The organism is Janthinobacterium sp. NKUCC06_STL (assembly GCF_019345455.1).
Classification (GTDB): Bacteria; Pseudomonadota; Gammaproteobacteria; order Burkholderiales; family Burkholderiaceae_D; genus Janthinobacterium; species Janthinobacterium rivuli.
The window spans coordinates 478,494-505,482 of record NZ_JAHKQY010000003.1; the positions used below are offsets into that span (position 1 = coordinate 478,494).

Sequence of the window (26,989 nt, forward strand, 5' to 3'; positions counted from 1 at the left end):
ATTCTGCGCGACGCCCCGGCGCACACGGACCGGGGCTTTCGCAAATCATTCAAAAGACGACCATGCAAACTTTGACCTTCCTGCGCGCGCTGGGCTGTGCGCTACTTTGCCAGGTGACCCTGGCCGCGCACGCCGACCCCCTCAGCTATGCGCGCTATGACCAGGTGCGCACGCGCGACCTGCAGCTGGACCTGAAAGCGGACTTCAAGCAAAAGACCCTCTCCGGCTATGCCGAGCTGTCCTTGAACTGGATCGATCCGGCGGCGCGCACCCTGGTGCTCGATACGCGCGATTTGTCGATCGCCAAGGTGCAGGTACAGGACAAGCGCGGCGCATGGCAGATGGCGCCGTACCAGCTGGACAAGGCTGACCCGGAAAAGGGCCAGGCGCTGCGCATCACCACCACGGGCCAGCCGGGCAAAGTACGCGTCTACTATCACACGGCGCCGAACGCCATCGCGCTGCAGTGGCTCACGCCGCAGCAAACCATGTCGGGCAAGCTGCCTTTCATGTTTAGCCAGTCGCAAAGCATCAATGCCCGCTCGTGGGTGCCGTCGCAAGATACGCCGGCCGTGCGCTTTACGTATAGCGCGCGCATCGATGCGCCAGCGGGCATGCGCGTCGTGATGAGCGCCGAAAATGACGAAAAGGCGACGGGCAAGGGCGGCTGGAAATTCAGGATGCCGCAGCCGATTCCATCGTATTTGCTGGCCATCGCCATAGGCGAACTGGAAGTGCGCAAACTCGGTCCCCGCTCCGCCGTGTATGCGGAACCGCCGCGCATCAAGGCGGCCGAATACGAGCTGGCCGACACGGAAAAGATGATACAGGCCGCCGAAGCGCTGTATGGTCCGTATGGCTGGGGACGCTACGACATGATCGTGCTGCCGCCATCGTTCCCCTACGGCGGCATGGAAAACCCGCGCCTGACCTTCCTCACGCCAACCATGATCGCGGGCGACCGCAGCCTGGTCGACCTGATCGCGCATGAACTGGCCCACTCGTGGTCGGGCAATCTGGTCACCAATGCCTCGTGGAAGCACATGTGGCTCAACGAAGGCTTCACCACCTACGTCACCACGCGCATCGTCGAGCAGCTGTATGGCAGCGAAGTGGCGCAGATGGGCGTGCAGGTCGACCAGGAAGAACTGGCCGCTGCGATCCGCGAATTGCCGGCGGCGAAAACGGCGCTGATCACGCGCGATGCGGACGCCAATCCGGCGGAAACGTACACGGACGACGGCATCATCTACCCGAAAGGCGCCTGGTTCCTGGCCACCATGGAGCGTCGCGCCGGCCGCGCCGTGTTCGACCCTTTCCTGCGCGGCTGGTTCGACCAGCACGCGTTCCAGAGCGTGACGACGGAGCAGTTCATCGCTTACCTGCGCAAGAACCTGCTGGCGCAGCATCCGGACGTGATGCCGGAAGCGGAACTCGATGAGTGGCTGTATGGCACGGGCGTGCCGGCCAGCGCGCAGCGCGTCGTCTCGCCGCGCCTGGAGCTGCTCGACCAGCACCGCGACGCCTGGTTGAAAGGCACATTGCCGACGAAAGACCTGGGCATGGACAAGTGGATCGCTATCGAATCGATGCACTTCCTGAACGACATCAACAACAAGGCCAGCGCGGCGCAATTGCGTGAGCTGGACCAGGTCTACGGCGTGGGCAAGAGCGGCAATAATGAAGTGGCGTACCGCTTCTACCTGGCCGCCGTGAACGCCGGTTACGACGTGCACCAGCCCTTGCAGGCATTCCTGATGAGCGTGGGCCGCCAGAAGTTCGTCGTGCCCCTCTACAGCGCCTTGATGAAGACGCCGCAGGGCCATGCCTGGGCCAAGGACGTGTATGCGAAGGCGCGTGAACGCTACCACCCGGTGACGCAGGAAAGCGTCGATAAATTGATGGCCGCGCAAGCGCATTGAACCTTCTTTGGACATCCTGACCATGCATACCATGAACCGTCTTGCCGCCGCCATCGTGCTGGCGTTTTCCAGCATCGCCGTGCCGGCGCTGGCTGTTGACGCGGCCCCCGTCGTTGCCGCCGCACCCGCATCCGCGCCTGCCTTCGATCTTGAGCGCGACGTCGCCACCGCCCTGAAAGTGTTCGACGTGCCCGGCATGGCGATCGCCATCGTCAAGGATGGCAAGGTCGTCGCCGCCAAAGGCTTTGGCGTGCGTAAACTCGGCGAACCGGCCGCCGTCGACGCGCAGACCCTGTTTGAAGTGGCATCGAACTCGAAAGGCTTCACGGCCGCCGCGCTGGCCATGCTGGTCGACGATGGCAAGCTGGCCTGGGACGATCCCGTCACCAAGCACTTGCCTGGCTTCCAGATGCACGATTCCTACGTGACGGGCGCCATGACCATCCGCGACCTGCTGACGCACCGCAGCGGCCTGGGCCTGGGCGCGGGCGACTTGCTGTGGTGGCCAACCACCACCTTCAGCACCGACGAGATCATCGAGAAGCTGCGCTACATCCGTCCGGCCACGAGTTTTCGCAACAGCTATGCCTACGATAACCTGCTGTATATCGTGGCCGGCAAGATCATCGCCGACAAGGCGGGGAAAAGCTGGGGCGAGGCCATGCATGAGCGCATCCTGGCGCCGCTGGGCATGACGGGCACCACCACCAGCCTGGCTGAAAATGCGGGCAAGCCCGACGTCGCCAGTGCGCACAGCAAGATCGACGGCAAGATCGCTGCCGTCAAATCGATGCCCGTGCCGAACGCCGTGGGCGCCGTCGGCATCAACACGAATGCGGAAGATATCGCCAAGTGGATGATGGTGCTGCTCGACGGCGGCAAGATCGCCGGCGTGAAGGACAAGGATGGCAAGGACGCGCGCCTGTTCAGCGAAAAGCAGGGCCGCGAAATGTGGACGGCGCAAACGCCGATCAAGATTTCCGAACCGAAGCCGGCGCTGGCCGCGACGAAACCGAACTTCAGCGCGTATGGCCTGGGCTTCCAGCTGCGCGACTACAAGGGCATGAAAGTGGCCATGCACGGCGGCGCGCTGCAGGGCTTTTATTCGCGCGTGGTGATGGTGCCGGAAGCGAAACTGGGCGTGGCCATTCTGACCAATGCGGAAAATGGCGGTTCGATGACGGCGCTGCAATGGCGCATCCTCGACCATTACCTGCAGGCGGCGCCGTCGGACTGGCTGGCACTGGTGGCCAAGGTAGAGCAGGAGCAGCATGCGGAAGAAGTGAAAAAGCAGGGCAAGGCGTCGAGCGCGCGCGCGGCGAAATCGCAGCCGTCGTTGCCGCTGGCGGCGTACGACGGCGAGTATGAAGACGCTTGGTACGGCAAGGTCGTCATCAAGCCCGAGGGGAAAAAGCATATCCTCAGCTTCACGCGCACGCCGGATCTGACGGGCGAGCTGGAACACTGGCAGCACGACACCTTCATCGTGCGCTGGAAAGAGCGCAATTTCAACGCCGATGCCTACGTGACGTTCTCGCTCAATCCCGATGGCAGCATCGACCGGGTAAAAATGGCGCCCGTGTCGGCCGAGACGGATTTCAGCTACGACTTCCAGGACCTGAGCCTGGTGCCGGTGAAGCCGAAGGACGCGAAGAAATAAAAGGTCGATACCAAAACCGCAGCCTGGTCTGCGGTTTTTTTCGCCTGTTTCCATGCAAATGCGCGGCAGGAGGGCGGCGAGCCGGTTTTTATTTCATGAAATGGGATAAAAAAGAAACGTTATCTTGTTTTCTTGTTTGCGTATTTACTAACTTTTTAAGGTGGTACTATTTCCATGCGCCATGAAATTCGTCTGTTGACAGGCGGTTTCTGGTGGCTGACGTCTTTGTCTTCCAGTGGTTTTATATAACGACTCAACTCTTGGGAATGGGATAAAAATGATCAATGTGAAAAAAGCCGTATTTGTCTTTTGCGCAGCCGTCGGTTTTGCCGGCGCCATCAGTTCCAGCGCCTATGCCTTGCCTTCGCGTGAAGCGTGTGAAGAAGCCCGCGACTCCTGTCTCGCCAACGGCAATGAAAACGATTGTGCTCTGGTGAAACGCCTGTGCGGCGTGTATGGCATCCACGTGTAGGCATCACCTCAGTTGGCGGCGCGCCAGGCAGGCGCACCGCCTGTCAGTCGCTATGGCTTGACGAACTTCAGGGTCATGCGGTCGCTCTCGCCGATGGCCGTGTATTTGGCCCGATCGACATCCTTGTTGGCGTAGGTCGGTGGCAGCGCCCAGACGCCGCCCTGGTGGTCCGCCTTGTCTTTCGGATTGGAGTTGATGTCCGACTTGGCCGCCAGTTTGAAGCCTGCGCCTTCGGCCAGCTTGATCACATACGCTTCGTGCATGTAGCCGCTGCTGGCCGTGGCGTCCTGCGCCTGGCTCACCGGCAGGCGGTGCTCGACGACGCCGAACACGCCGCCCGGTTTCAGGCTGTCATACACTTCCTTGAACAGGGTCTGCATGCCCGCCTCGCCGATCGGTATCCAGTTGTGGATATTGCGGAAGGTGAGCACCATGTCGGCCGTGCCCTTGGGCGCGATGCGGTAGGTGGTCGGTGGCGCGAAGGCACCGAGTTCCACCTTGCCGAAGGCGGCTGGATTGGCGTCGAGTTTTTGCTGGAAGCGCGCCGCGCCACGGCGGGCGCCTTCGCTGGCCGATTGCGGATCGTTGCCGGCGGCGATCAGCTTGCCGTGGTCGCGCAGGTAGGGCGCCAGGATTTCCGTGTACCAGCCGCCGCCAGGCGCCAGTTCCACCACCGTCATCGTCGGCTTGATGCCGAAGAACGTCAGCGTTTCATACGGGTGGCGTGCGCTGTCGCGCAGCGCGTTGGCCGGCGTGCGCGCACTGCCGGCGATGGCCGCCTTCAGGGCCGTGTCGCCCGCATCGGCGGCCAGTGCCGCGCCGCTGCCGCCACAGGCCAGCATGACCGTCATGGCCGCGGCCAGGGATACTCGCTTCATCATCATATGCTCCATGCGTGATTGGATCGGTTGGTCAATTGGTGGCGATCGCCATCAACGCCGATCATCGGTCAAGCACGCTGGCCGGTCAAGCGGATTCCATCCCCCATGCGGCGGCATACGCGGGCATGTCGCTGGTGTTGAGCGCCTCGGCGATGGCCGCGCCACGGCCGTGCGTAAAGGGCAGCTCGCCCGTCCAGACGGCATGCGCCATGTCGTCCGCGTCGTCGAGCGGGCCGCCCTTGCGCTGCTTGACGGCGTATTCGTCGAGCGCGATGCGCAGCACGGTGGTGGCCGCGTATTCCTTGGCGCTGCCGCCGCGCACCTGCGCCAGGCGGCCCGGCACCAGCTTTTCCATCAGCGCATCCATGGCCGCATGCTGCTGGCCGATGTCGCTGACTTTTTCAAACTGCCCGTACACCATCGCCGAGCGGTAGTTCATCGTGTGGTTGAAGGCGGAGCGCGCCAGCACCAGGCCGTCGAGATGGGTCACCGTCACGCACACGTCGCTGTCTTGCAGGAGCTTGAGCATACGGCTGCCGTTCGAGCCATGGATGTACAGGTGGCCGCCGATGCGCCAGCAGGCGGTCGGGATGCAATGGTTTCCGTGCTCGTCGTGGAAGGCGATATGGCACAGGTAGGCGGCGTCGAGAATGGCGTGCAAGGTGGCTTGCTCGTAGCTGGCCAGTTCGGCGACGCGGCGCACGCGGGTACGGGGGCTGGGGGGCAGGGCGGTAGTGGTCATGGCGGAAGTCCCGTTGGTTGAAGAGGAAGGCCGCACTATAATCGGCATCTGGCCCTGAAAAAAGATCCAGAGGTGAGAAATAATTTAGAGCCACAATCAAGGATGTCGCATGGATTATGCTTTGCTGCTGAACGCGTTCGAGTGCACGCACCGAGAGCGGGGCTGGCCGCGCCAGCGCCTGCTGCATGAATGCCTGCGCGCGGCGATCCGCAGCGGTCAGCTGGCGCCCGGCACGCGCCTGGCCGCCACGCGCGTGCTGGCCGCCGAACTGGGGCTGGCGCGCAATACCGTGCTGTACGCCTACGAGCAATTGGCCAGCGAAGGGTTTGTCTTGCCGGACCGGCGCGGCACCGTCGTCGCTGGCAGCGCCGGGGTGCCGGTGGCATCGTCAGTGAGCGGTGGTCATGATGGATTATCGCGCCGGGCACGGCATTTGCGCGGCGTGGCGGGACAGGATGTGAATGCGGCGCTGGTGTTTCCCGCCGACGCCATGGGGGCGTTCGCGCCCGGCGTGCCGGCGCTCGACGAATTCCCGCTGGCGCAGTGGCGCCGCATGCTGGACCGCGCGTGGCGCGCGCTGACGCCGCGCCAGCTCAATTACGGCGACCCTGCCGGCGAGCCGCAACTGCGCATGGCCATCGCCGAGCATTTGCGCGCCGCGCGCGGCGTCGTCTGCGATGCGGGCCAGGTGTTCATCACGGACGGCACGCAGAGCAGCCTCGATGTCTGCCTGCGCGCCTTTGCCGACCAGGGCGATACCTTGTGGATCGAGCATCCCGGCTATGGCGGCGCGCTGGCGGCGGGCCGTGGCGCCGGCTTGCAGGTGACCGGTATCGCCGTCGACATGGATGGCATCGCGCCGACCGATGACGACTGGCGCGAGACGCCGCCGCGCCTGATCTACACGACGCCGTCGCACCAGTATCCGACGGGCAGCGTGCTCAGTCCCGCGCGCCGCATGGCGCTGCTCGAACGCGCCCGCGCCGCCGGCGCCCTGATCATCGAAGATGATTACGACAGCGAGTTTCGCCATGGTGGCCCGCCTCTGGCCGCCATGCAGGGACTGGTGGCAGACGCCCCCGTCGTGTACCTGGGTACCTTCAGCAAGACCATGTTTCCCGCCTTGCGCATCGCCTTTATCGTCGTGCCGGCCGCTCTGGCCGTGGCCTTCGCGCAGATGCAGGCGCAGGGCGCCGCGCGCGGACGCGTGGCCGAACAGCTGGCGCTGGCCGAGTTCCTGCGCAGCGGCCTGTTTGCGCGCCACGTGCGCCGCATGCGCCGCCTGTATCGCCAGCGCCGCGATGCCTTGAGCGAAGCCCTGCAGCGCCATGCGTGTGGCGGCGCGGCCATCCATGGCGGCACGGCCGGCATGCACCTGGCGCTGCGTTTTCACGATCGCGCATGGGATGACCTGGCGCTGAGCCGCAGCGCCGCGCAGGACGGCATCGTGGCGCTGGCGTTGTCCGCGCATGGCACGGGCGACAGGATGGGTGAAGGTGCGGGCTGGAACGGTTTCCTGCTCGGTTATGCGCAGGTGCCGGCCGAACACATGGATGGCCTGGCGCGTCGGCTGGGCGCGCTGCTGCCGGCGTGATGCAGCTATGTTATTGCTGATCCTGCATCCACTGCTTCAAGCCGTTGACCCAGTTCTTGGCGGGCAGGTTGAACTGCTTCTTGATGGTGGCGGCGCGTTCGTATAGCTCACTGAAGTCGAGCGATGGCGATTTTTTGAAAGCGAGAACGACGATGTTTTCATCTTCCACTTCCGGCACCCAGACGACGGCGTCGAAGACCAGCTCCATCGCCTGCAAATTCTTGTCATAGTTGGGGAAGTCGCCGAAGACATTCGTGCACATGATGCCGTCGTCCGTCAGGCAGTCGAAGCAGGCCTGGTAGAACTCGGGCGTGTCGAGCACGGGCCCGCGCGCGTCCTCGTCGTACAGGTCCACTTGCAGCGCGTCGACCGTGCCGTGGTTGGCCGGATCGAGCACGAAGTCGAGCGCATTCATTTCACGCACGTCGAGGCGTGCGTCGTTTGGCGGCAGCGCGAACTGGGCGCCGCAGATGGCGATCACGTTCGGATTGAGTTCGATGGCCGTGACCGTGGCGTCGGGGAAGCGGCGGTAGCTGAACTTGGTCAGCGCGGCGCTGCCCAGGCCCAGCTGCACGATGCGTCTGGGCTGCGTCTTGAACAGCATCCACATCATCATCATCTGCACGTATTCGAGCTCGATGGCGTCGGGTTTGTCCAGGCGCATGGCGCCCTGCACCCATTTGGTCCCCAGGTGCAGGTAGCGAATGCCGCGATGTTCGGTGGTGGTGGCCGGCGGGTGGCCGGGGTGGCTGAAAGCGGTATGGCTGGTGGAGGTAAAGTCGGTCGTCATGGCGCCAGTTTAGCAGCCGGCCGAAAAAAAGACGCCGTAGCGTCTTTCGGGTAGGGAGCTCAAGATTGCTTGCGGCGCCGTGCCAGGAAGCCCAGTACGCCCAGGCCGGCCAGCAGCATGCCATACGTTTCCGGTTCGGGGACCGGGGCAAGGTTCAGGTTGAAGGTGCCGCCATAGCTGCCGCCATTGCTGTTGCCCATGACGGTGAGGATCATTGGACCGTTGAACAGCAGGCTGGTTTGCGCCAGCACCTCGCCCTGGGCATAGCCGAAGACGGTGGGTCCGCCAAAGCCCGTCAGGGCGATGCCGTTCAGGTTGGCGCCGCTGAAGTTGATGGAGGCCGCATCGCTGCCCGTGACCGACAAGTTGGCCAGGAAGGCTTGCGCGGTCGAGCCGAAAGTCGCGTCGGGAGTGAAGGTGAAGGTATCGGTAAATTCACCGAGCGGATTGGGCGTGGCGTTGAAGCCGCCCGTCCACAGGTCGCCGGTAGTGTTGCTCAGGTCCACGTTGTACGCTGTTGCCTGGGCTACGCCGATGGAAGCCGCGCTCAAGAGTGCTACTGCGATGAGTGATTTCAGTTTCATTTTTATCCCCGCGAAAAAACGATTGATGTTTCAAAAAAACCGTGCCGCTCAGATAAATTATCGCCAGGACATTTCATTGTCAATGAGCTATTTTTATATCATTATGCAAACTTAAATAGCTTATTTCTAACACACGGGCATGGCGCTCGCGATGTTGCAATATTAAAAACTCTAATTATCAATATAATACTGAAAAATAATTGCAGAGCATGTGATCAAAAATTCGTTGCACGGGAAATTAATTTCCAGTCAGTAATGGAAGGATCAAGGTCACCGCCAGACCGCCGCCCTCGCGGTTGGCCAGGGTGATGCGCCCGCCATGGGCTTCGGCGATTTCGCGCGCCAGGGCCAGGCCCAGTCCCGTGCCGCTGCGCTTGGTGGAATAAAACGGCACCAGCGCGTTTTCCAGCACGGCGCCGCTCATGCCCGGGCCGCGGTCGCGCACTTCGATGCGCAGCTGCCCTTGCGCCTGGCTGACGTGCAGGCCGATATGCTCCTCACGCGAGCCCGATTCCAGCGCATTCTTGAGCAGGTTCAGCAGCGCCTGCTGCATTTGCGCCGCATCGAACACGGCCTCCTGGGCGGGGGGTACGCAGTCGAGCGTGAAGGCCGCCTGCGAGGCCAGGCCGTCGAGGAACGGCTGCCACTCGCACGGCGCCAGGCGCGGCGTGGGCAGCTTGGCAAAGCGCGCATAGCCGAGGATGAAGGTTTCCAGGTGGCGCGTGCGCTCCTCGATGGTGGCGAGGATTTGCGGCAGGCGTTCCGTCTGGCCGCGGCGCACCAGCTCGGCGCCGGAATGGGCCAGCGAGGCCAGCGGCGCCAGCGAGTTGTTGAGCTCATGGCTGATGACGCGGATGACTTTTTTCCAGGTCTGTACTTCCTGGCGCCGCAGTTCCAGGGTCAGCTGGCGCAACAGCAGCAGTTCGTGCTTGCGTCCGTTCAGGCTGAAGCTGCGCCGCGCCAGGTGATACACCTCTTCCTGTTCCCCCTCGCCGCTGGTAAACAAGCCATCGCTGGCGCGCGCCAGCGCTTCGGCCAAGGCCGGTGATGCCTCGCGCACGATATCGGCCAGGTGGCGCCCTTCGAGCCGGCGGCCGTGGTGCAGCAGCTGGCGCGCGGCCAGGTTGGCGTAGACGATGGCGCTGCCCTCGGCCACCAGCAGCATGGCCACCGGCGTGTTTTGCACCATGGTGTCGAGCAGCAGTTCGCGCTGCACCAGCTCCAGGCGCTGCTTGCGCAGCACGTCGCCCAGCGCATTGTGGGCCGCCACCAGGTCGGCCAGTTCATCGTTCTGCGGCCAGCGCAGGCTGAAGCCGAAGTCGCCGTCCTGGTAGCTCGTCACCGTGCCGCTCAAGGCGCGAAACAGCGACAGCATCGATTGCAGCTGGGCGCGGATGGTAATGACGGCCACCGGCAGCACGCACAACAGGGTACCGGCCAGCACCAGCAGCGGCTGGCCCGGCAAAAAATGCGCGAGCAGCAGGGCGATGACGATGCCCAGCACCAGCAGGGTGACGATCAGCGCCGTCCAGCGCGTGAGCAGGGAGAGGCGCATGGGACGGTAGGCCATCAGCCGCGCGCGATGCCCAGGCGTTCCATGCGCCGGTACAGGGCCTGGCGCGACAGCCCCAGTTCCTGCGCCGCCTGCGCCACCACGCCGTGCGCGCGCGCGAGCGCCGCGGTGACGCTGTCGCGGTCCGGCTCCGTCGCGGCGCCATCGTGCGGCGCGCGCGGCGATGGCATCCCCGCCAGCGGCAAGCCCGTTTCCTGCGCGCCGATCACCGGGCCGGCCGTCAGCAGGCTGGCGCGCTGCATGACGTTTTTCAGTTCGCGCACGTTGCCCGGCCAGCCGTGCGCCAGCAAGGTCGCCTGCGCTTGCGCGTCCAGGGTTTTGTCACTGCCCAGGAAATGCCGCGCCAGCACCAGGATGTCGAGCGGGCGCTGGGCCAGTGGCGGCAGGCGCAGTTCGATCACGTTGAGGCGGTAGAACAGGTCTTCGCGAAACGTGCCGGCCTTGATCATCGCCGGCAGGTCGGCGTTGCTGGCGCTGATGACGCGCACTTTCACTTGCCGTTCGCGGTTCGAGCCGAGGCGCTCGAAGCGTCCCGTTTCGAGCACGCGCAGCAGTTTCATTTGCCCGGCCAGCGGCAGGTTGCCGATCTCGTCGAGGAACAGGGTGCCGCCGTCGGCCGCGTCGAACTTGCCGTCGCGCGCGCGCGTGATGCCCGTGTAGGCGCCCGCTTCCGCGCCGAACAGTTCCGCCTCGATCAGCTCGACCGGCACGGCGCCGCAATTGAGCACGACGAAGGGGCCGCCGGCGACCTGGGAATTGGCTTGCACGATGGCGGCGATGCGCTCCTTGCCGCTGCCGTTCGGCCCCGAAATGAGCACGGGCACGTCGGCCCGCGCCACCTGGCACGCCAGGTGCACGACTCTTTCCGTGGCCGGGTCTTGCCACACCATGCCGCGCAAGTCGAAGTCGTGTTCCAGCGCGTGGCGCTGGCGCTGCTCGGCCACCACGCGCTGGCGCAGCGCGCGGTTGGCCTGGCCCAGTTCCAGCAGGTTCTGCACGGAAGCGATCAGGCGCCGGTCATCCCATGGCTTGGCCAGGTAATCGGCCGCACCGGACTTGATCAGGTCGACGGCCGCGTCGAGCTGGGTCCAGGCCGTCAGCAGGATCACGGGCAGGTCCGGGTAGCGCGCGCGGATGGCGTGGAACAGCGCGCCGCCTTCCTCGCCCGACGTGGTGTCGGCCGTGAAGTTCATGTCCTGCACCACCAGGTCGATGGCGTGGCGCTCGAGCAGGTGCAGGCCTTCCTCGGGCGAGGCGGCGCGCACGGCGTCGATCTCGTGCAGGGAGAACAGCACGTCGAGCGCGATGGCCACGGCGGCATTGTCGTCAATAATCAGTACGGTAGGCATGCGCGCAGCATATCACTCAGGTGCCGGCTCAGGTACTGCGGGTGGCAGTGGCCGGCGAAATGCTGGCCGCGCGCCATGCCGGGCCGTACACGGCGCCCACGCCCAGCAGCCAGAACACGAGCGCGCCGGCCAGCAGATAGACGGGTGGCAGGCGGGCCATTTCCAGCTGGCTCACCAGCAGCTGGTTCAAGCCCAGGGCCAGCAGCACGCCACAGACCACGCCCACGCTGGTGATCATGAAATTCTCCGTCAAAAAATAGCGCAGGATGTCGACGCGGCGGGCACCGAGCGCACGCCGCACACCGATCTGCTTGCGGCGCTGCGTCACCCACAGGCTGGCGATGCCGACGATGCCGCTGGCCGTCACCAGCAGCAGCAGGGTCGACACGGCGATCAGCATCCATGACAGGCCGCGGTCGGCCCGATAGCGTGACGTGCGGTGCTTTTCCAGGGTATCGGTGCGTACCAGCAGGCGGTCGCTGGTGGCAGTGCGGATGGCTTGCTCGGCCTCCTTCATCAGGCGGTCGCGCTGGCCCGGTTCGGCGCGCACCGCATACAGCAGCGAATCGCGCCCGCCCGTCAGGCGCGCCGGCAGCAGGATCGAGTATTCACCTTCGGCCTTGACCTGGCCCACCTGCGTCTGCAGCCGTTCGACGACGCCGACCACGCGCAGTTCGGGATCATCTGCGCCGTTGCCCTGGTACAGCGTCTTGCCGACAAAGCTGGTTTCGCCGGGCCAGATTTTTTGCGCCGCGGCCAGCGTCACGATGGCCACCGTGGGGGAGCGGTCGTCGACATCTTCATCGATCTCGGGTACCTCCTCAGGCAGGAAGTCGCGTCCTTCCACCAGCTTCAAGCCATAGGTCTTGACCAGGGCATCGGGGGTGACGTAGGTCGAGATGTTGGCGCTGGGCGTGACCTGGCTGCGCTTGGCCGACACGCTGGTGGAGTGGCCTGAGCGCGACAGCACAGCCTGCGACGTTTGCGCCACCGACAGCACGCCCGGCAAGGCGCGCAGCAGAGCCGCCTGGCGCTTCTGCTCGGACAGCTGGCGCTGGTGGTTGCCGCGGTTCATGTTCTGGATATGGACATAAAAAATGTCGTTTTCAGCGGCCACGCCGGTGGGCCGCGCGGCCACGGCCTGGCGCAGGTTGACGATGTGCAGGGCATTGGCCAGGATGGCCAGGCTGATCGCGATCTGCACGGCCACCAGGATGGCGCCGGTTTTGCTGCGCATCAGCGCCGACAGGATGGGACGGATTTCCATGCTGGACCTCATGTTGGGTAAAGGATGTTCATTGGGATTTGAGCTGGATCGCCGGCGTCACCTGGCAGGCGCGCCAGGTGGGCAGCAGGCCGGCCAGCAGGGCCGCCAGCACCGACATGGCAAACGTCAGCAACAGCATCGGCACATCCATGTGCGCCACGGTGCCCAGTTCCTTCGACTGCTGGCTGACCACGGCCAGCGCGCCAAACGCCAGCAGCAGGCCGATCACCCCGCCGGCCAGGCCGATCACGCCGCTTTCGATCAGGAACTGGCGGAAGATGTCGCGCCGCGTGGCGCCCAGCGCGCGGCGGATGCCGACCTCGCTGGCGCGCACGGAAAACTTCGCCAGCAGCAGGCCGATGGTGTTGACCAGGCATAGCAGCAGAAAGCCGAAGGCCAGCCAGGCCGCCAGCTTGTTGTCGTTGTCGACCACATGCAAATAGCCCATCCATTCGTTCAGGTCGTACAGCCGGTTCGGCGCGTTGCGCTTCATGCGTCCCAGCTTGCGCTGCTCGCCCGCATAGGCATCCAGATACTGCTGCAACTGGCCACGCTCGCCGCTGCTGGCCATCTCGAACCAGAACTGCAGCCAGGTGCAGCCCGAAGCGAGCCGGCCCTGGAAGCCGGGTGCGCTATTGTCGCCGTTGCAGCTCATGCCGCCGTCGTGTTCCGTCTCGTGGCGAATCGCGCTGGCAAACGGAATGAAGAATTCGTCTTCCGCGCCGAAAGCACCCTTGCTGCCGATGATGCGGTGCGGGCGTGGCACCACGTCCCAGGTCGCCAAAACGCCCGTCACCATGTAGGGCCGGCCCAGCACTGTCACGCGCTGGCCGACCGGGTTGTTCGTGCCCACCAGTTTTTCAGCCAGCGCGCGGCTCAGGACGATCACGTCGGCACCGCTGGCGTCATCGGCTTCGCTCCACGGCTGGCCGTACCGGAAGGGGGCGTCGAACATGCTGAAAAAATCACGCGTGGGCGCCAAGCCCTGGGCCTGGAAGGAACCGATATCCTTGCGCGCCGGTTCGACCGGACCGGCCACGCCGTACATGACGGTACGGCGCACGCCCACCTTGCTGGCCATGAAATTGCGCGCATCGATATAGCTCATCTGGGCTTGCGAGAAACCGGGCTCTTCGCCTGGCACGTAGCCTTTGACGGGCAGGATGTCGATCATCGGCACGAACATGCGGTCGCTCTTGTGCGGCAGCGGATCGCCCGACATGGCGTGCAGGATGGTGACGGTGGACACGCTGGCGGCCACGCCAACGGCCAGGGTCAGCACCATCAGTGCCGTCAGGGCGCGGTTGCGGCGCAGGCTGCGCAGGCCCAAGGTGAAATAGTAGCGGAACATGGTTTCTCCTTACGCTGTCACGGGGTGCTGCGGCCTGGCCGACAGCGTGGCGCGGTGCTGCACCAGGTCCGACACCTGGCCGTCGATGATGTGCACATTGCGCTGGCTGCGCAGCGCCAGTTCCGGATCGTGCGTGACCATCAGGATGGTGGTGCCTTGCGCGTTGATGTCTTCCAGCAGTTCCATCACGCCGCGCGCCATCTGCGTATCGAGGTTGCCCGTCGGTTCATCGGCCAGCAGCAGCTTGGGCGAGCCGGCCAGCGCGCGCGCGATCGCCACGCGCTGCTGCTGGCCGCCCGACAATTCGGCTGGATAATGCTTCATGCGCGACGCCAGTCCCACCTTGGCCAGCGCTTCTTCGATGCGCTCCTTGCGTTCGGCGCGGTTGAAGCCCCGGTAGCGCAGCGGCACGTCGACGTTGTCGAACAGCGACAGGTCGGGAATCAAGTTAAAACCCTGGAAGATGAAGCCCAGCTTTTCATTGCGCAGGCGCGAGCGGGCATTGTCGTCCATGCCCCGGACGTTGACGCCGTCGAGGATGTATTCGCCGTCCGTGAATTCCTCGAGCAGGCCGGCGATGTTCAGGAAGCTTGTCTTGCCCGAGCCGGACGGCCCCGTGACGGTGACGAATTCACCTTGTCGCACATGGATGTCGAAGCCGCGCAGGGCGTGGGTTTCGATCATGTGGGTGCGGTAGACTTTGCTCAGGTTTTGCATGCGCAGCATGGAGGGGCCTCTTGTAGAGTGATATTCAGTTGAACTTCAGTTGAGCGAGACGCGGGCAGCGTTCTCGAAGTTTTCCGTGCCGGCGACGACCACCTTGTCGCCCAGCTTCAGGCCGTCGAGAATTTCCACGGCCGACACGCTGGTCGCGCCCAGCTTGATCGGTGTGCGCATCGCCACGCCGTCGCGCACGACGTAGGCGAAACGGCCGCCTTCGGCTTCGACGAAGGAGCCGCGCGCCAGCATCAGCACATTCGGTTTTTCATCGATCAGCAGGCGCGCCGCCACGCGCTGGTTCTGGCGCAGTCCGGCCGGCTGCTCGCCGTCGAAACGCACGCGCGCCAGCACCTGGTTTTTCACTACTTCCGGCGACAGCGCCGACAGCTTGCCGGTCGCCTTGATGACGCCCGTTTCGATCTCGGCGCGCATGCCCAGGCCGATGTCGGCGACATACGTTTCCGGCACCTCGAGCTCGATTTCCAGCTGCGACAGGTCGACCAGGGTCATCAGGGCCGTATTGGCTTGCACCACGCTGCGGTTGGCCACCGACAGGGTGCCGATGAAGCCGTTGACGGGCGCGCGCACGGTCAGCTCGTCGACCCTGCGCTGGGCATTGTCGCGGCTCAGGCGCTGGCGTTCGAGTTCATTGCTTTTTGTTTTCAGGGCCAGGGTCACGTCTTCGCTTTCCAGGCCTGCGGCCTGCGAAGCGTGCTTGCTGCGGATATCGGCCGAATTCAAGGCATCCTTGGCCTTCTGGTAATCGATCTTGGCGATGATGCCCACCTGCGCCACGCTTTCGTAGCGCTCGAGCGTGCGCTGCGCGGACAGGCGCTCGATTTCGGCCGTATCGGCTTCGCGCCGCGCCAGCAGTTTCTGCTTCTTGGCCAGGATCTGCTGGCGCGCCACTTCCGCCTCCAGCTGCTGCACGCTCGATTGTTCGCGCTTGAGGGCGTCGGACAGGTCCGGCGACTCCAGCATGGCCAGGATATCGCCCTTTTTCACCGTGTCGCCCGCCTTGGCTTTCAAGGTCACAGTGGCCACCGTGGTCGAGTACAAGGTCGGGCTGATCGAGGCAACCACGCGGCCAGTGACGGCCGCGTCGCGGATCAGGGTGCCGCGCGTGACCTCGGCGATGCGCAGGCGGCTGCTGTTGACGGAATGCTCGCTGTTGCGCCAGCCGGCAACGACAGCGATGGCGGCGCCGATGACGATGACGGCGCCGGCCAGCAGCAGGGCGCGTTGCTTGTGGCGCTGGCCCGGCGGGGCGGTCAGTACGGCGTCTTGGGAGGAAGTATCGCGGATCATGGTCATGTCTCGTGAAGGATGCGTTTTCCAATGCACGATCCGTGCCAGAGATTAAGTCATTGATTTGAATGGAGAAAAATTCTCGTGTCCGGCTGTCCGAAGTGTCCGCGCTGTCCAGTATGTCCGTCCGCGCAAGTTGTGCTTGATAAATTGGCAATCGCCTGCATCTGCTGTGGCGACTCCTTTTTTGACTCTTCCCCAGGCGCCATGCATCCGTTCCTCCAGCAACTTTTCCCTGCCCGTGCCTTGGCGCCAGCGCTCGATTATCCTTTTGCGCGCAGCGACGTGGCGATGCTGCAACGGCTGACGGGCGAGGCGCCAGCGCTCGATGGCCAGACCTGGAACGAGCTGCTGCTCGACCAGTATGCGTCGCAACTGGCGCGCGAGACCAGCATCTTCGGCCAGCAGGAGCTGCACCGGCGCCTGAGCGGTGGCCAGGCCGATCCGGCCTCCATTGCACGCGTCCGGCGATTGCTGGACGAGCCGGCCCAGGCGGCCAGCCTGCAGCAAGCCTGCCGTCCCTTGCGCCAGGCCGATACGGAAGTGAGCGAGACCCTGTTCGGTGCGGCGCTGCCGCCGGCGCCATGGTGGGGTGCCTGGCTATGGCTGGTGCCGCTGGCCTTGTTGCTGGCCATCGCCGCCAGCTGGCTGGCAGGTTGGCCGGCGCTGTTTGGCGTGCTGGCCGCCTGTGTTGCGCTGATGACCGTGCAAGTGCGTTTTTACGAAAGCGCCAAGCTGTGGGAACGCACGCTCGATACCTTGCGCCACCTGCTGAAAACCCGTGCCGCGCTGGTGCGGCTCGATGTGCCGGCAGCCTCGTCATTGGCTGCCGGCAGCGCGCAGGCGGCCAGGCTGACGCGCGCCATCGAGCGCTCGTTGCTGCATTACGTGCCCTTCATCGATACGCTGCTGGTCGAATATGGCGACTGGCTGCTGCTGAAAAACGTCAAGCGCTATTTCCGCACGCGCCAGCTGGTGGCGCGGCAGCTGCCCTTCCTGCGCGAGACCTTTACCCAGGTGGCCCAGCTGGAAGCGGACCTGGCGCTGGCGCGGCAGCTGCGTGCGGCCCCCGTGTTTTGCTGGGCGGGCACCGCGGCGCCGCGCGCGCTGGCCTTGCAGGGTATGCGGCATCCCTTGCTGGAGAATGCCGCACCGCTGTCGTTCGGCGTGCAGGGCAAGGGCTGCTTCATCTCCGGCCAAAACGGTATCGGCAAGAGCACCTTGCTGCGTTGCATAGGCCTGAACCTGGTCTGCGCGCGGGCCTTTGGTTTCTGTTATGCGGACAGCGCCGATGTGCCGCACCTGGTCGTGTACGCGAGCATGCAGAATGAAGACTCGCTCGATGGCGGCGAAAGTTTGTATATCGCCGAATTGCGGCGCGCGCGCGAATTGCTGGCGCTGGCCGAGGAGGGCGCGCCGGCCCTGTTCCTGATCGATGAAATCTTCCGCGGCACGAACCACCTCGAATCGGTGGCGGCGGCCGCCGCCGTGCTGCACAGTCTGGCCGCAGACCACCTGGTGATCGTCTCGTCGCACAACCTGGTGCTGGGGCCGCTGCTGGAGGACTGCCTGGCGCCATGGTGCGTGCGCCGCGATGATGCCGGCGCGCTGTTGCTGGCGCCCGGCGTGCTGCAAGCAACGAATGGCATCGCCCTGCTGGCCCAGCGCGGATTTGACGCCGGCATAGCGGACAAGGCCGGGCGCGTCTTCGACTGGCTCAGCACGCACATGGCGCAACCGGCCGATTGCGGCGGCGTGCTGGACATGGCTTGAGGACGTGCGCTCCCACGCGATGGTTTGTATTGACATCGTCAATACGTGTGCTAATCTTTTTAAATGGACGTCCACTTCACCCTGGGGGCTGATGCGTTTGTATGGGATGCTGCCAAGGCGCAGCTGAACCAGCGCAAGCACGGTATCCGGTTCGAGGAGGCTGCGCAGGTATTTGGCGACCCGCTGCTGGTGCTGGTGGAAGCCTCGCGCAATCAGGAGGCACGCGATGCCGCCATCGGTTTCGATGCTGCCGGGCGGCTGCTGTTCGTGGTACATGTCGAGATCGAGGACGTCGCCATCCGCATTATTTCCGCCCGTATGGCGGATCACAAGGAGGAAACTGCATATGCTGTCTGACCGCTTGAAAACCCGCCTGGCGAAAGATCGTCCCATGACGTCGATTACCTTGCGCATTCCGGTCGACGTGGTGGACGCCATGAAAGAGATCGCGCCACTACGCGGCTTTGCCGGTTATCAAACGCTGTTGAAGGCCTATCTGAGCGACGGCTTGCGCCGCGATGAGGCGCAACTGGCGCAGGGCTCGACGGCGCGGCTGATCGCGGCGCTGAAAAAGCGCGGCGTGCCGGAGGCCTTGCTGCGCGATGCCGAGCGCGATGCCGAACGCCATTCCGCGGCGGCCTGACAGTCGCCCGCCCGCCGCTTACTTGTCCTGCTTTTCCGGCGTGCTCTTGTCGATCACTTCGCGGCAATCGCCGCGGATGATGGCGTTGTCGTAGTTGGTCCAGCCATAGCTGTCGACGTAGCGCTTGTGCTGCTTGAAGCGGGGGCTGGCGATGCTCCATTCGGGCTGTTCGCCGGCAAAGCGGATGTCGCCCAGGTCGAGCAGCGTATGAAACATGTTTTCCGTCGACAGGCGCGCCTTCTGATGGCGCCGCAGCTGCGTTACCTTGTCCGGATAGTGCTGCTGGAATTGCGGCGAATACCAGACGAAGGCGGGCACATGGAATTCGAATTGCGTGTTGTGGCCATGGAAGGCCAGGCGGCAAGTGCCGTCGTACAGGGTCTGGCCGTGGTCGGCCACGTAGACAAGCGAGCTGCGCAGGGCGGTGCGCTGGCCGTCGTCCTTTAGCATGCCGATGACGTTCGACAGGAACCAGTCCGTGTACAGGATGGAGCTGTCGTAGCTGTTGTTGAGCTGCGGCTTGATGGCCGTGTCCGTGTAGACGGGCTTGTCGACGCCGAACAGCGACGGCTGCCACTTGTCGAACGCCTTCGGATAGCGCTGGCTGTAGTTCCAGTGACTGCCCAGGGTGTGCAGCACGATGAGTTTTTTCGGCGCCGGGTCGGCCAGCGCGTTCTTGAACGGGTCGAACAGGATCTGGTCGAAGTTTGAATTGTTGGTAAAGCCGCCCAGGTTCAGGAATTGCACCACGTCCGCTTCCTTGGCAAACACGGACACGGGCGTGTCGAACTGGCCGAACGAGATCTGGTTCGACAGCCAGTAGGTCTTGAAACCCGCTTCCTTATAGGCGGTCAGGAAGGATTTCTCTGAAAAACCATCCTTGAGGCTTTGCGTGGCCGGCTTGCGCGAGATGATGACGGGCACGGACAGGCGCGTGGCGGAAACGGCCGTGATGACGTCGGCCAGCGGCACCAGGTTGCTTTCCTGTTTCAGCAGGGGATTGGTGTCGCGTTCATAGCCGTTCAGGCTCCAGCGGTCGTAGCGCGACGATTCGCCGATCACCATGACCACCACTTCCGGGTGGGTATCGGGCTGTTGCTGGTGCGCGCCGAAACGGAAGCTGCTGCTTTTCTGTCCCAGCTCGGCCAGGTACCGGCGTTCCTTGTAGAAATCGAAGCCGCGCGCGGCCAGGCCGAAAGGCCAGGAATTGCTGACGGTGTCGAAGGCGTAGGGCAGGCGCGCCCAGTGGGGCAGGCTGGGCCAGCCCAGGCCCGTTTCATCGGCGCCGGCGATGCTGGCGTTTTCCGGCTTGCTGCTTTCCTCGTCTTCCTCGGCCGTGTCATCGTCGGCCGAGCTGGCGTCGCCGAAGCCGGAGGCGCCCGCCTTGCCGCTGGCCGCCGGCCCGCTGGCCTTGGCCGGTGCGGTGGCGCTGTGCAGGACCTTGGCCTCGAAACCGAATTCATGGCCATAGGCCCAGAAGCCGCCCAGCAGGAGCAGCAGCACGAAGGCGGCCGGGCGCGTCTTGCCGCGCCAGTCCAGGTCGCGCGTGCGTGCGGCCGCATACCAGCTCAGCGCGCACCAGGCGATCACGCCCAGCATGACGGCGCCCATCAGCCACACTTTTTGTCCGAGGAATTCCATCGCTTCCTTGGGGCTGGTTTCAAAGATGATGCCCAGGTGGTGCGTGGAAATACCCTGGCCATAGAAGATGAACAGGTAGATTTCCGTCGGCAGGGCCAGGAAGGCAGGCACCAGCAGCCAGTGGAAATACGCGGGACGCTTGAACACGCTCCAGACGGCCAGCCAGGCCAGCAGCTCGAACGTGAGCATCTGCCAGGGATGCTCGAGCGCACGTCCCAGCAGCGCGGGGATGAAGGGTACGGCCGTCAGCAAGGCATACGTCAGGAGCAGGAACAGAGTGGCAGGGCGAAGCAAGGAGCGCATAAGGGAGGGCAGCGAAAAATGTCCGCTATTATCAATCCTTTTGTTGTCTTGCGGTCATACAAGAATGTGCGCGGCAGATGCTTGGTGGCAGAGAAAGAATGTCAAATCATCAAGCACCGCGAGGCGGCGGCGTCTGCGCGCCGCGGTCAAAGATTAGTCAAAATGCTACAAAAGTGCCGCTTTTTTGCCTTTTTTTATAGCAAAAAGCGGTAAACAGATTGACCCCCTGTAACACAAGGTCTAAACTAGCGAGTTCTCGATTTTATTCTGCTCATCGTTTACGTATTGCTTGGCATTTCATGGCCGCTCCTTATCGAGTGGCTGCGGGCGCCTCCGGTGTGCAGTAGATGAAAGCGGGACGAGGTTTTAGTCGCCGGGCATCTTGCCCGGGTTATTAATCGTAGTTTTTTGTTGGATTTATAACGATGCCAACCATCAATCAATTGATTCGCAATCCACGCGTCGCTTTGACCGTGAAGAGCAAATCGCCGGCGCTGGAAAACAGCCCGCAAAAACGTGGCGTCTGCACACGTGTTTACACCACGACTCCAAAGAAGCCTAACTCGGCTCTGCGTAAAGTCGCTAAAGTTCGTCTGACCAATGGTTTCGAAGTCATTTCGTACATTGGCGGTGAAGGCCATAACCTGCAAGAGCATAGTGTTGTGCTGTTGCGCGGCGGTCGCGTCAAGGATTTGCCGGGTGTGCGTTACCACATGGTTCGCGGTGCCCTGGATACCCAAGGCGTTAAAGACCGTAAGCAATCGCGTTCGAAGTACGGTACCAAGCGCGCTAAAGCTGGCAAGAAGTAATAAGTTGTACGCAGCAAACCCAAGTTTCGCTCAGTGGCAACTAGCTAAGTGAATGTAGTCGACCGCATCTGGTCGAGTAAGTGGAAGACTATGATGGTCGTCCGCGAGTGTGCGAAGAACGCGCGCTCAACTGAAGATTGAAAGGAATTGATATGCCACGTCGTCGTGAAGTACCCAAGCGCGAAATTTTGCCAGATCCAAAATTCGGCAACACTGATGTCGCTAAATTTGTAAACGTGCTGATGCTGTCCGGTAAGAAATCGGTTGCAGAAAACATCATCTACGGTGCTTTCGAGCACATCGCAGCAAAATCGGGTAAAGATCCACTCGAAGTTTTTGCTACCGCAATCAACAACGCCAAGCCGTTGGTTGAGGTGAAATCCCGTCGCGTCGGTGGTGCAAACTACCAGGTGCCGGTCGAAGTTCGCCCAGTCCGTCGTATGGCTTTGTCCATGCGTTGGTTGCGTGAAGCTGCTAACAAGCGCAGCGAAAAATCGATGCCACAACGCCTCGGCGGTGAGCTGATGGAAGCGGCTGAAAGCCGCGGCGGCGCGATGAAAAAACGCGACGAAGTCCATCGTATGGCTGAAGCGAACAAAGCGTTCTCGCATTTCCGCTTCTAATATAAAGCCAGCTACCGCAAGGCGGCTGTCAAGCATCTGTTGTTCGAGGCCGGGCTCATTTTTGCAAAAAAATGCTGCTCGGTTTTGTCCATTCATTTAGGATTAATTATGGCCCGCAAGACCCCCATTGAGCGCTATCGTAATATCGGTATCTCCGCTCACATCGATGCAGGTAAGACGACCACGACCGAGCGCGTCCTGTTCTACACAGGCGTGAACCACAAGCTGGGCGAAGTCCATGATGGCGCTGCCACCACCGACTGGATGGCACAGGAACAAGAGCGCGGTATCACGATTACCTCGGCTGCTGTTACGTGCTTCTGGAAAGGCATGGCTAACAACTTCCCAGCTCACCACATCAACATCATCGACACCCCAGGCCACGTTGACTTCACCATTGAAGTGGAACGTTCGATGCGCGTGTTGGATGGCGCCTGCATGGTTTACTGTGCAGTCGGCGGCGTGCAGCCACAATCGGAAACGGTATGGCGTCAGGCTAACAAGTACAAAGTGCCACGTCTGGCCTTCGTGAACAAGATGGACCGTACCGGCGCCAACTTCTTCAAGGTCTACGATCAGATGCGTTCGCGTCTGAAAGCCAACCCAGTACCTATTCAGATGCCTATCGGCGCTGAAGACGTCTTCACCGGTGTTATCGATCTGGTCAAGATGAAAGCGGTTATCTGGGACGACGCTTCGCAAGGCATGAAGTTTGAATACGGCGAGATTCCTGCACACCTGGCCGCTGAAGCTGCCAAGTGGCGCGAAAACATGGTTGAAGCCGCTGCTGAAGCGTCGGAAGACCTGATGAACAAGTACCTGGAAGAAGGCGACCTCTCGGAAGAAGAGATCAAGGCTGCCCTGCGTCAGCGTACCATCGCCAGCGAAATCGTTCCAATGTTGTGCGGTACCGCCTTTAAAAACAAGGGCGTACAAGCCATGTTGGACGCGGTCATCGAGTACCTGCCATCGCCAATCGACATTCCACCTGTCCCAGGTCTGGACGAGGACGAGCAACCAGTCGAGCGCGCCGCTGACGACAATGAGAAATTCTCGGCATTGGCGTTCAAGATCGCAACCGATCCGTTCGTCGGTCAGTTGTGCTTCATCCGTTGCTACTCGGGTACCCTGAATTCGGGCGACTCGGTGTTGAACTCCGTGAAGCAGAAGAAAGAGCGTATCGGCCGTATCGTGCAGATGCAAGCGAACGAACGCGAAGAAATCAAGGAAATGCGCGCTGGCGACATCGCCGCCGTTGTGGGTCTGAAAGACACCACCACTGGCGATACGCTTTGCGACGAGAAAGCCAGCGTCGTTCTGGAGCGCATGGTCTTCCCTGAGCCAGTGATTTCGCAGGCAGTCGAGCCAAAAACCAAGGCCGACCAGGAAAAAATGGGCCTGGCGCTGAACCGCCTGGCTGCAGAAGATCCATCGTTCCGCGTGCGTACCGATGAAGAATCGGGCCAGACCATCATCGCCGGTATGGGCGAGTTGCATCTGGACATCATCGTTGACCGCATGAAGCGCGAATTCAACGTTGAAGCGACCGTCGGCAAGCCACAAGTGGCTTACCGCGAAACGATCCGTAAAGTGTGCGAAGAGTCGGAAGGCAAATTCGTCAAGCAATCGGGTGGTCGTGGTCAATACGGTCACGTGGTTCTGAAGATCGAACCGCAAGAACCGGGCAAGGGCTTCGAATTCGTTGACGCGATCAAGGGCGGTACCGTTCCTCGCGAATACATCCCTGCAGTTGAAAAAGGTGTGCGCGACACGCTGACTTCGGGCGTGATGGCTGGTTACCCAGTCGTTGACGTGAAAGTCACGCTGTTCTTCGGTTCGTACCATGATGTTGACTCGAACGAAAATGCATTCCGCATGGCCGCTTCGATGGCATTCAAAGATGGCTGCCGCAAAGCATCGCCAGTCATCCTGGAGCCGATGATGGCCGTGGAAGTGGAAACGCCGGAAGACTACGCCGGTACCGTGATGGGCGATCTGTCGTCGCGTCGCGGCATGGTGCAAGGTATGGATGAAATTGCTGGCGGTGGCGGCAAGATCATCAAGGCCGAAGTGCCTCTGTCGGAAATGTTCGGTTACGCCACGTCGTTGCGTTCGTCGACCCAAGGTCGTGCGACTTACACGATGGAATTCAAGCACTATGCTGAAGCACCTAAGCATGTGACTGAAGCAATCGTAAGCTCGAAAGCTAAGTAATAGAAGTTCCGGGCCGGCTTTCACGAGAATGCCGGTCCCTACATTTAAATCATTGTTCTAAGGAAGAATAAAATGGCAAAAGGTAAATTCGAACGGACCAAGCCGCACGTCAACGTCGGCACCATCGGCCACGTCGACCACGGTAAAACCACGCTGACCGCTGCAATCGCAACGGTTCTGTCGAAGAAATTCGGCGGCGAAGCTAAAGCATACGACCAGATCGATGCAGCACCAGAAGAAAAAGCGCGCGGTATCACGATTAACACCGCCCACGTCGAGTACGAAACGGAATCGCGTCACTACGCGCACGTTGACTGCCCAGGCCACGCCGATTACATCAAAAACATGATTACCGGTGCTGCCCAGATGGACGGCGCGATCCTGGTATGCTCCGCAGCTGACGGCCCAATGCCACAGACCCGCGAACACATCCTGCTGGCCCGCCAAGTTGGCGTTCCATACATCATCGTGTTCCTGAACAAGTGCGACCTGGTCGACGACGCAGAGCTGCTGGAACTGGTTGAAATGGAAGTGCGCGAGCTGTTGTCGAAGTATGAGTTCCCTGGCGACGACGTGCCTATCATCAAAGGTTCGGCCCGTATGGCGCTGGAAGGCAAAGAAGGCGAAATGGGCGTTGACGCGGTTCTGCGTCTGGCCGATGCCCTCGATTCGTACATCCCAACGCCAGAGCGCGCTGTTGACGGTGCTTTCCTGATGCCAGTGGAAGACGTGTTCTCGATCTCGGGTCGCGGTACCGTTGTGACCGGTCGTATCGAGCGCGGCATTGTTAAAGTCGGCGAAGAGATCGAAATCGTTGGTATTATCGATACCGTCAAAACGACTTGCACCGGCGTGGAAATGTTCCGCAAACTGCTGGACCAAGGTCAAGCAGGCGACAACGTTGGTCTGCTGCTGCGCGGCACCAAGCGTGAAGACGTGCAACGTGGTCAAGTTCTGGCCAAGCCAGGCTCGATCAAGCCGCATGCACACTTCACCGGCGAGATCTATGTTCTGTCGAAAGACGAAGGCGGCCGTCATACGCCATTCTTCAACAACTATCGTCCACAGTTCTACTTCCGCACGACGGACGTAACCGGTTCGATCGAGTTGCCAGCAGACAAAGAAATGGTCATGCCAGGCGATAACGTGTCGATCACCGTCAAGCTGATCAACCCGATCGCGATGGAAGAAGGTCTGCGCTTCGCTATCCGCGAAGGCGGCCGTACCGTCGGCGCTGGTGTTGTTGCAAAAATCCTGGCTTAATTCTTAAGCCTGCATAAAAGAAGACGCGTCGTCGCCCGGCGCCCTTCTTTTTATTCAACTGCCGGGGTTGGCAAGCATTTTGGTGCTATCATGTCGACCCTGACGGTTGTTGTGTCAGAAATTCCCGTATGACCTCATTGCCGTGCAGACCGCGCGGTTCGTTCTTTTAAGGAAATATCATGTCGGCACCAAACCAAAAAATCCGTATCCGCCTGAAGGCTTTCGATTACAAACTGATCGACCAGTCCGCTCTGGAAATCGTTGAAACCGCGAAGCGCACCGGCGCTGTCGTCAAAGGCCCAGTACCACTGCCTACCCGTATTCAGCGTTTCGACGTGCTGCGTTCCCCGCACGTCAACAAAACTTCGCGCGATCAGTTCGAGATCCGTACGCACCAACGCCTGATGGACATCGTTGACCCAACGGACAAAACCGTTGACGCGCTGATGAAGCTGGACCTGCCAGCTGGTGTTGATGTCGAAATCAAACTGCAATAATCGTTTTTAAACAGGCCGGCGGGGTGTCCCGCTGCCTGATGATGGGGCCGGGCCTGCTCACGATCGTGAGTGCGCCCGGCCCCATTGCTATTGGTGCCAGCGCATCTCTGCAAAATCGCTTTACAGTGCCGCGGCTGGACGATAAAGTTGCCGCATGCTTAATGCCCTCGATACCCACCTGTTAAATGCAGCTCCCCGTGAGCGCCTGCGCGGCTGGCCGCGTTTCTTGACCGAATTTTTGTATTTCGGCATCAAGGAGGCGAGGTCGTGCCTGTTCGTGGGGCTGTTTTTCGCTGCCGTGTTCCTGGTGCCGCGCGCTGGCCTGTTCGGCCTGCCGCGCTATGACGTGCTGCTGCTGGTGGCGCTGGCGATCCAGGGCGCGATGCTCTGGAGCGGGCTGGAAACGTGGGATGAATTGAAAGCCATCTGCCTGTTTCATGCGGTCGGCTTCGCGCTGGAGGTGTTCAAGGTGTCGGGGACGATCCAGTCGTGGAGCTATCCCGACTTCGCCTACACCAAGGTGTTCGGCGTGCCCCTGTTTTCCGGCTTCATGTATGCGGCCGTCGGCAGCTACATCATCCAGACCTGGCGCCTGCTCGACATGCGGATCCGCCACCATCCGCCATACTGGATGGCGGTGCTGATCGCGCTGCTGATTTACGCCAACTTCTTTACTCACCACTACATCGGCGACTATCGCTGGTACCTGGCCGCCTGCGCGCTGGGCCTGTACGCGCGCACCAGCGTGGTGTTCCGTCCGCTCGACCGCGACCGCAGCATGCCCTTGCTGCTCGGTTTCGTGCTGGTCGGCTTCTTCATCTGGCTGGCTGAAAACATCAGCACCTTCTGGGGCGTATGGCGCTATCCGAACCAGCTTGGCGCCTGGTCGGTCGTGCATGTCAGCAAATGGAGCTCCTGGTCGCTGCTGGTGGTGATGACGTTCACCATCGTGGCTCACCTCAAGCACATCAAGGCCAGCATCCACGTCGCCCAGCCCTAGGCCGGGCCCC

At 62.2% G+C, this 26,989-nt stretch carries 24 protein-coding genes; 13 read left to right on the forward strand and 11 right to left on the reverse strand.

The annotated features are described in order from the left end of the window. The first annotated feature begins 62 nt into the window (after positions 1–62). The 3 genes from KO539_RS14685 (at position 63) to KO539_RS14695 (ending at position 4,054) form a co-directional block, all read left to right on the forward strand. A complete protein-coding gene (locus tag KO539_RS14685) occupies positions 63–1,922 on the forward strand; it encodes a M1 family metallopeptidase (RefSeq protein WP_219310359.1) in 1,860 nt (619 codons plus the stop codon). A gap of 22 nt (positions 1,923–1,944) precedes the next feature. Next, complete coding sequence (locus KO539_RS14690) at positions 1,945–3,582, forward strand: serine hydrolase (RefSeq protein ID WP_219310360.1); 1,638 nt, start codon at positions 1,945–1,947, stop codon at positions 3,580–3,582. 277 nt (positions 3,583–3,859) lie between these two features. After that, on the forward strand, positions 3,860–4,054 hold the full coding sequence (locus KO539_RS14695; protein ID WP_219310361.1) for a hypothetical protein: 195 nt from the start codon (positions 3,860–3,862) through the stop codon (positions 4,052–4,054). Positions 4,055–4,104: 50 nt separating this feature from the next. On the opposite strand, the gene KO539_RS14700 is transcribed toward KO539_RS14695, so the two are convergent. Both KO539_RS14700 and KO539_RS14705 read right to left on the reverse strand, forming a co-directional pair. Next, the gene (locus KO539_RS14700; RefSeq protein ID WP_374106411.1) at positions 4,105–4,935 is read right to left on the reverse strand and encodes a class I SAM-dependent methyltransferase; all 831 of its coding nucleotides are present in this window, start codon (positions 4,933–4,935) and stop codon (positions 4,105–4,107) included. A gap of 85 nt (positions 4,936–5,020) precedes the next feature. Continuing rightward, positions 5,021–5,677: a pyridoxamine 5'-phosphate oxidase family protein gene (locus tag KO539_RS14705; RefSeq protein ID WP_219310363.1), complete on the reverse strand. Its 657-nt coding sequence runs from the start codon at positions 5,675–5,677 to the stop codon at positions 5,021–5,023. 109 nt (positions 5,678–5,786) lie between these two features. Here KO539_RS14705 and KO539_RS14710 point away from each other — a divergent pair, with 109 nt between their 5' ends. Then, positions 5,787–7,271, forward strand: a complete 1,485-nt coding sequence (locus KO539_RS14710; protein ID WP_219310364.1) for a PLP-dependent aminotransferase family protein — start codon at positions 5,787–5,789, stop codon at positions 7,269–7,271. A gap of 10 nt (positions 7,272–7,281) precedes the next feature. Here the strand turns inward: KO539_RS14710 and KO539_RS14715 are convergent, their stop codons facing one another. The 8 genes from KO539_RS14715 to KO539_RS14750 all read right to left on the reverse strand — a co-directional run bounded on the left by KO539_RS14715 (position 7,282) and on the right by KO539_RS14750 (position 16,213). Then, positions 7,282–8,061, reverse strand: a complete 780-nt coding sequence (locus KO539_RS14715; RefSeq protein WP_219310365.1) for a spermidine synthase — start codon at positions 8,059–8,061, stop codon at positions 7,282–7,284. 59 nt (positions 8,062–8,120) lie between these two features. Beyond that, the gene (locus KO539_RS14720; protein WP_219310366.1) at positions 8,121–8,645 is read right to left on the reverse strand and encodes an FxDxF family PEP-CTERM protein; all 525 of its coding nucleotides are present in this window, start codon (positions 8,643–8,645) and stop codon (positions 8,121–8,123) included. Positions 8,646–8,883: 238 nt separating this feature from the next. Further along, on the reverse strand, positions 8,884–10,215 hold the full coding sequence (locus KO539_RS14725) for a PAS domain-containing sensor histidine kinase (RefSeq protein ID WP_219310367.1): 1,332 nt from the start codon (positions 10,213–10,215) through the stop codon (positions 8,884–8,886). Then, positions 10,215–11,567, reverse strand: coding sequence for a sigma-54 dependent transcriptional regulator (locus KO539_RS14730; RefSeq protein WP_219310368.1), 1,353 nt, complete (start codon positions 11,565–11,567; stop codon positions 10,215–10,217). Before KO539_RS14730 ends, KO539_RS14725 begins: the two co-directional genes overlap by 1 nt. A 28-nt stretch (positions 11,568–11,595) precedes the next feature. Beyond that, a complete protein-coding gene (locus KO539_RS14735) occupies positions 11,596–12,834 on the reverse strand; it encodes an ABC transporter permease (protein ID WP_219310369.1) in 1,239 nt (412 codons plus the stop codon). A 28-nt stretch (positions 12,835–12,862) separates the two neighbouring features. Continuing rightward, entirely contained in the window at positions 12,863–14,185 is a 1,323-nt protein-coding gene (locus tag KO539_RS14740) for an ABC transporter permease (RefSeq protein WP_219310370.1), read from the reverse strand. 9 nt (positions 14,186–14,194) lie between these two features. Then, the gene (locus tag KO539_RS14745) at positions 14,195–14,911 is read right to left on the reverse strand and encodes an ABC transporter ATP-binding protein (RefSeq protein WP_035823997.1); all 717 of its coding nucleotides are present in this window, start codon (positions 14,909–14,911) and stop codon (positions 14,195–14,197) included. 36 nt (positions 14,912–14,947) lie between these two features. Further along, entirely contained in the window at positions 14,948–16,213 is a 1,266-nt protein-coding gene (locus tag KO539_RS14750) for an efflux RND transporter periplasmic adaptor subunit (protein ID WP_219310371.1), read from the reverse strand. A gap of 207 nt (positions 16,214–16,420) precedes the next feature. Here KO539_RS14750 and KO539_RS14755 point away from each other — a divergent pair, with 207 nt between their 5' ends. The 3 genes from KO539_RS14755 (at position 16,421) to KO539_RS14765 (ending at position 18,629) form a co-directional block, all read left to right on the forward strand. Continuing rightward, complete coding sequence (locus KO539_RS14755; RefSeq protein ID WP_257626295.1) at positions 16,421–17,986, forward strand: DNA mismatch repair protein MutS; 1,566 nt, start codon at positions 16,421–16,423, stop codon at positions 17,984–17,986. Positions 17,987–18,049: 63 nt separating this feature from the next. After that, a complete protein-coding gene (locus KO539_RS14760; RefSeq protein ID WP_035824003.1) occupies positions 18,050–18,343 on the forward strand; it encodes a BrnT family toxin in 294 nt (97 codons plus the stop codon). Next, positions 18,333–18,629 (forward strand): hypothetical protein, encoded by a 297-nt coding sequence (locus KO539_RS14765; protein ID WP_035824005.1) that lies wholly within the window; start codon positions 18,333–18,335, stop codon positions 18,627–18,629. The genes KO539_RS14760 and KO539_RS14765 overlap by 11 nt, the downstream gene beginning before the upstream one ends. Positions 18,630–18,647: 18 nt before the next feature. On the opposite strand, the gene KO539_RS14770 is transcribed toward KO539_RS14765, so the two are convergent. Then, positions 18,648–20,573, reverse strand: coding sequence for a phosphoethanolamine transferase (locus tag KO539_RS14770; protein ID WP_219310372.1), 1,926 nt, complete (start codon positions 20,571–20,573; stop codon positions 18,648–18,650). Between the two features lie 425 nt (positions 20,574–20,998). On the opposite strand from KO539_RS14770, the gene rpsL reads away from it, so the two are divergent. The 6 genes from rpsL (at position 20,999) to KO539_RS14800 (ending at position 26,979) form a co-directional block, all read left to right on the forward strand. Next, positions 20,999–21,382: a 30S ribosomal protein S12 gene (gene rpsL, locus KO539_RS14775; RefSeq protein ID WP_010394376.1), complete on the forward strand. Its 384-nt coding sequence runs from the start codon at positions 20,999–21,001 to the stop codon at positions 21,380–21,382. 152 nt (positions 21,383–21,534) lie between these two features. After that, entirely contained in the window at positions 21,535–22,005 is a 471-nt protein-coding gene (gene rpsG, locus KO539_RS14780) for a 30S ribosomal protein S7 (protein WP_010394377.1), read from the forward strand. A gap of 108 nt (positions 22,006–22,113) precedes the next feature. Beyond that, positions 22,114–24,219 (forward strand): elongation factor G, encoded by a 2,106-nt coding sequence (gene fusA, locus KO539_RS14785; RefSeq protein ID WP_219310373.1) that lies wholly within the window; start codon positions 22,114–22,116, stop codon positions 24,217–24,219. Positions 24,220–24,291: 72 nt separating this feature from the next. Next, positions 24,292–25,482 carry an elongation factor Tu gene (gene tuf / locus KO539_RS14790; RefSeq protein WP_100875273.1) on the forward strand — a complete coding sequence of 397 codons (1,191 nt, stop codon included), beginning with the start codon at positions 24,292–24,294 and terminating at the stop codon, positions 25,480–25,482. 179 nt (positions 25,483–25,661) lie between these two features. After that, positions 25,662–25,979 carry a 30S ribosomal protein S10 gene (gene rpsJ, locus KO539_RS14795; RefSeq protein WP_010394389.1) on the forward strand — a complete coding sequence of 106 codons (318 nt, stop codon included), beginning with the start codon at positions 25,662–25,664 and terminating at the stop codon, positions 25,977–25,979. Positions 25,980–26,133: 154 nt separating this feature from the next. Next, positions 26,134–26,979, forward strand: coding sequence for a DUF817 domain-containing protein (locus KO539_RS14800; protein WP_176387679.1), 846 nt, complete (start codon positions 26,134–26,136; stop codon positions 26,977–26,979). Positions 26,980–26,989 lie beyond the last annotated feature (10 nt).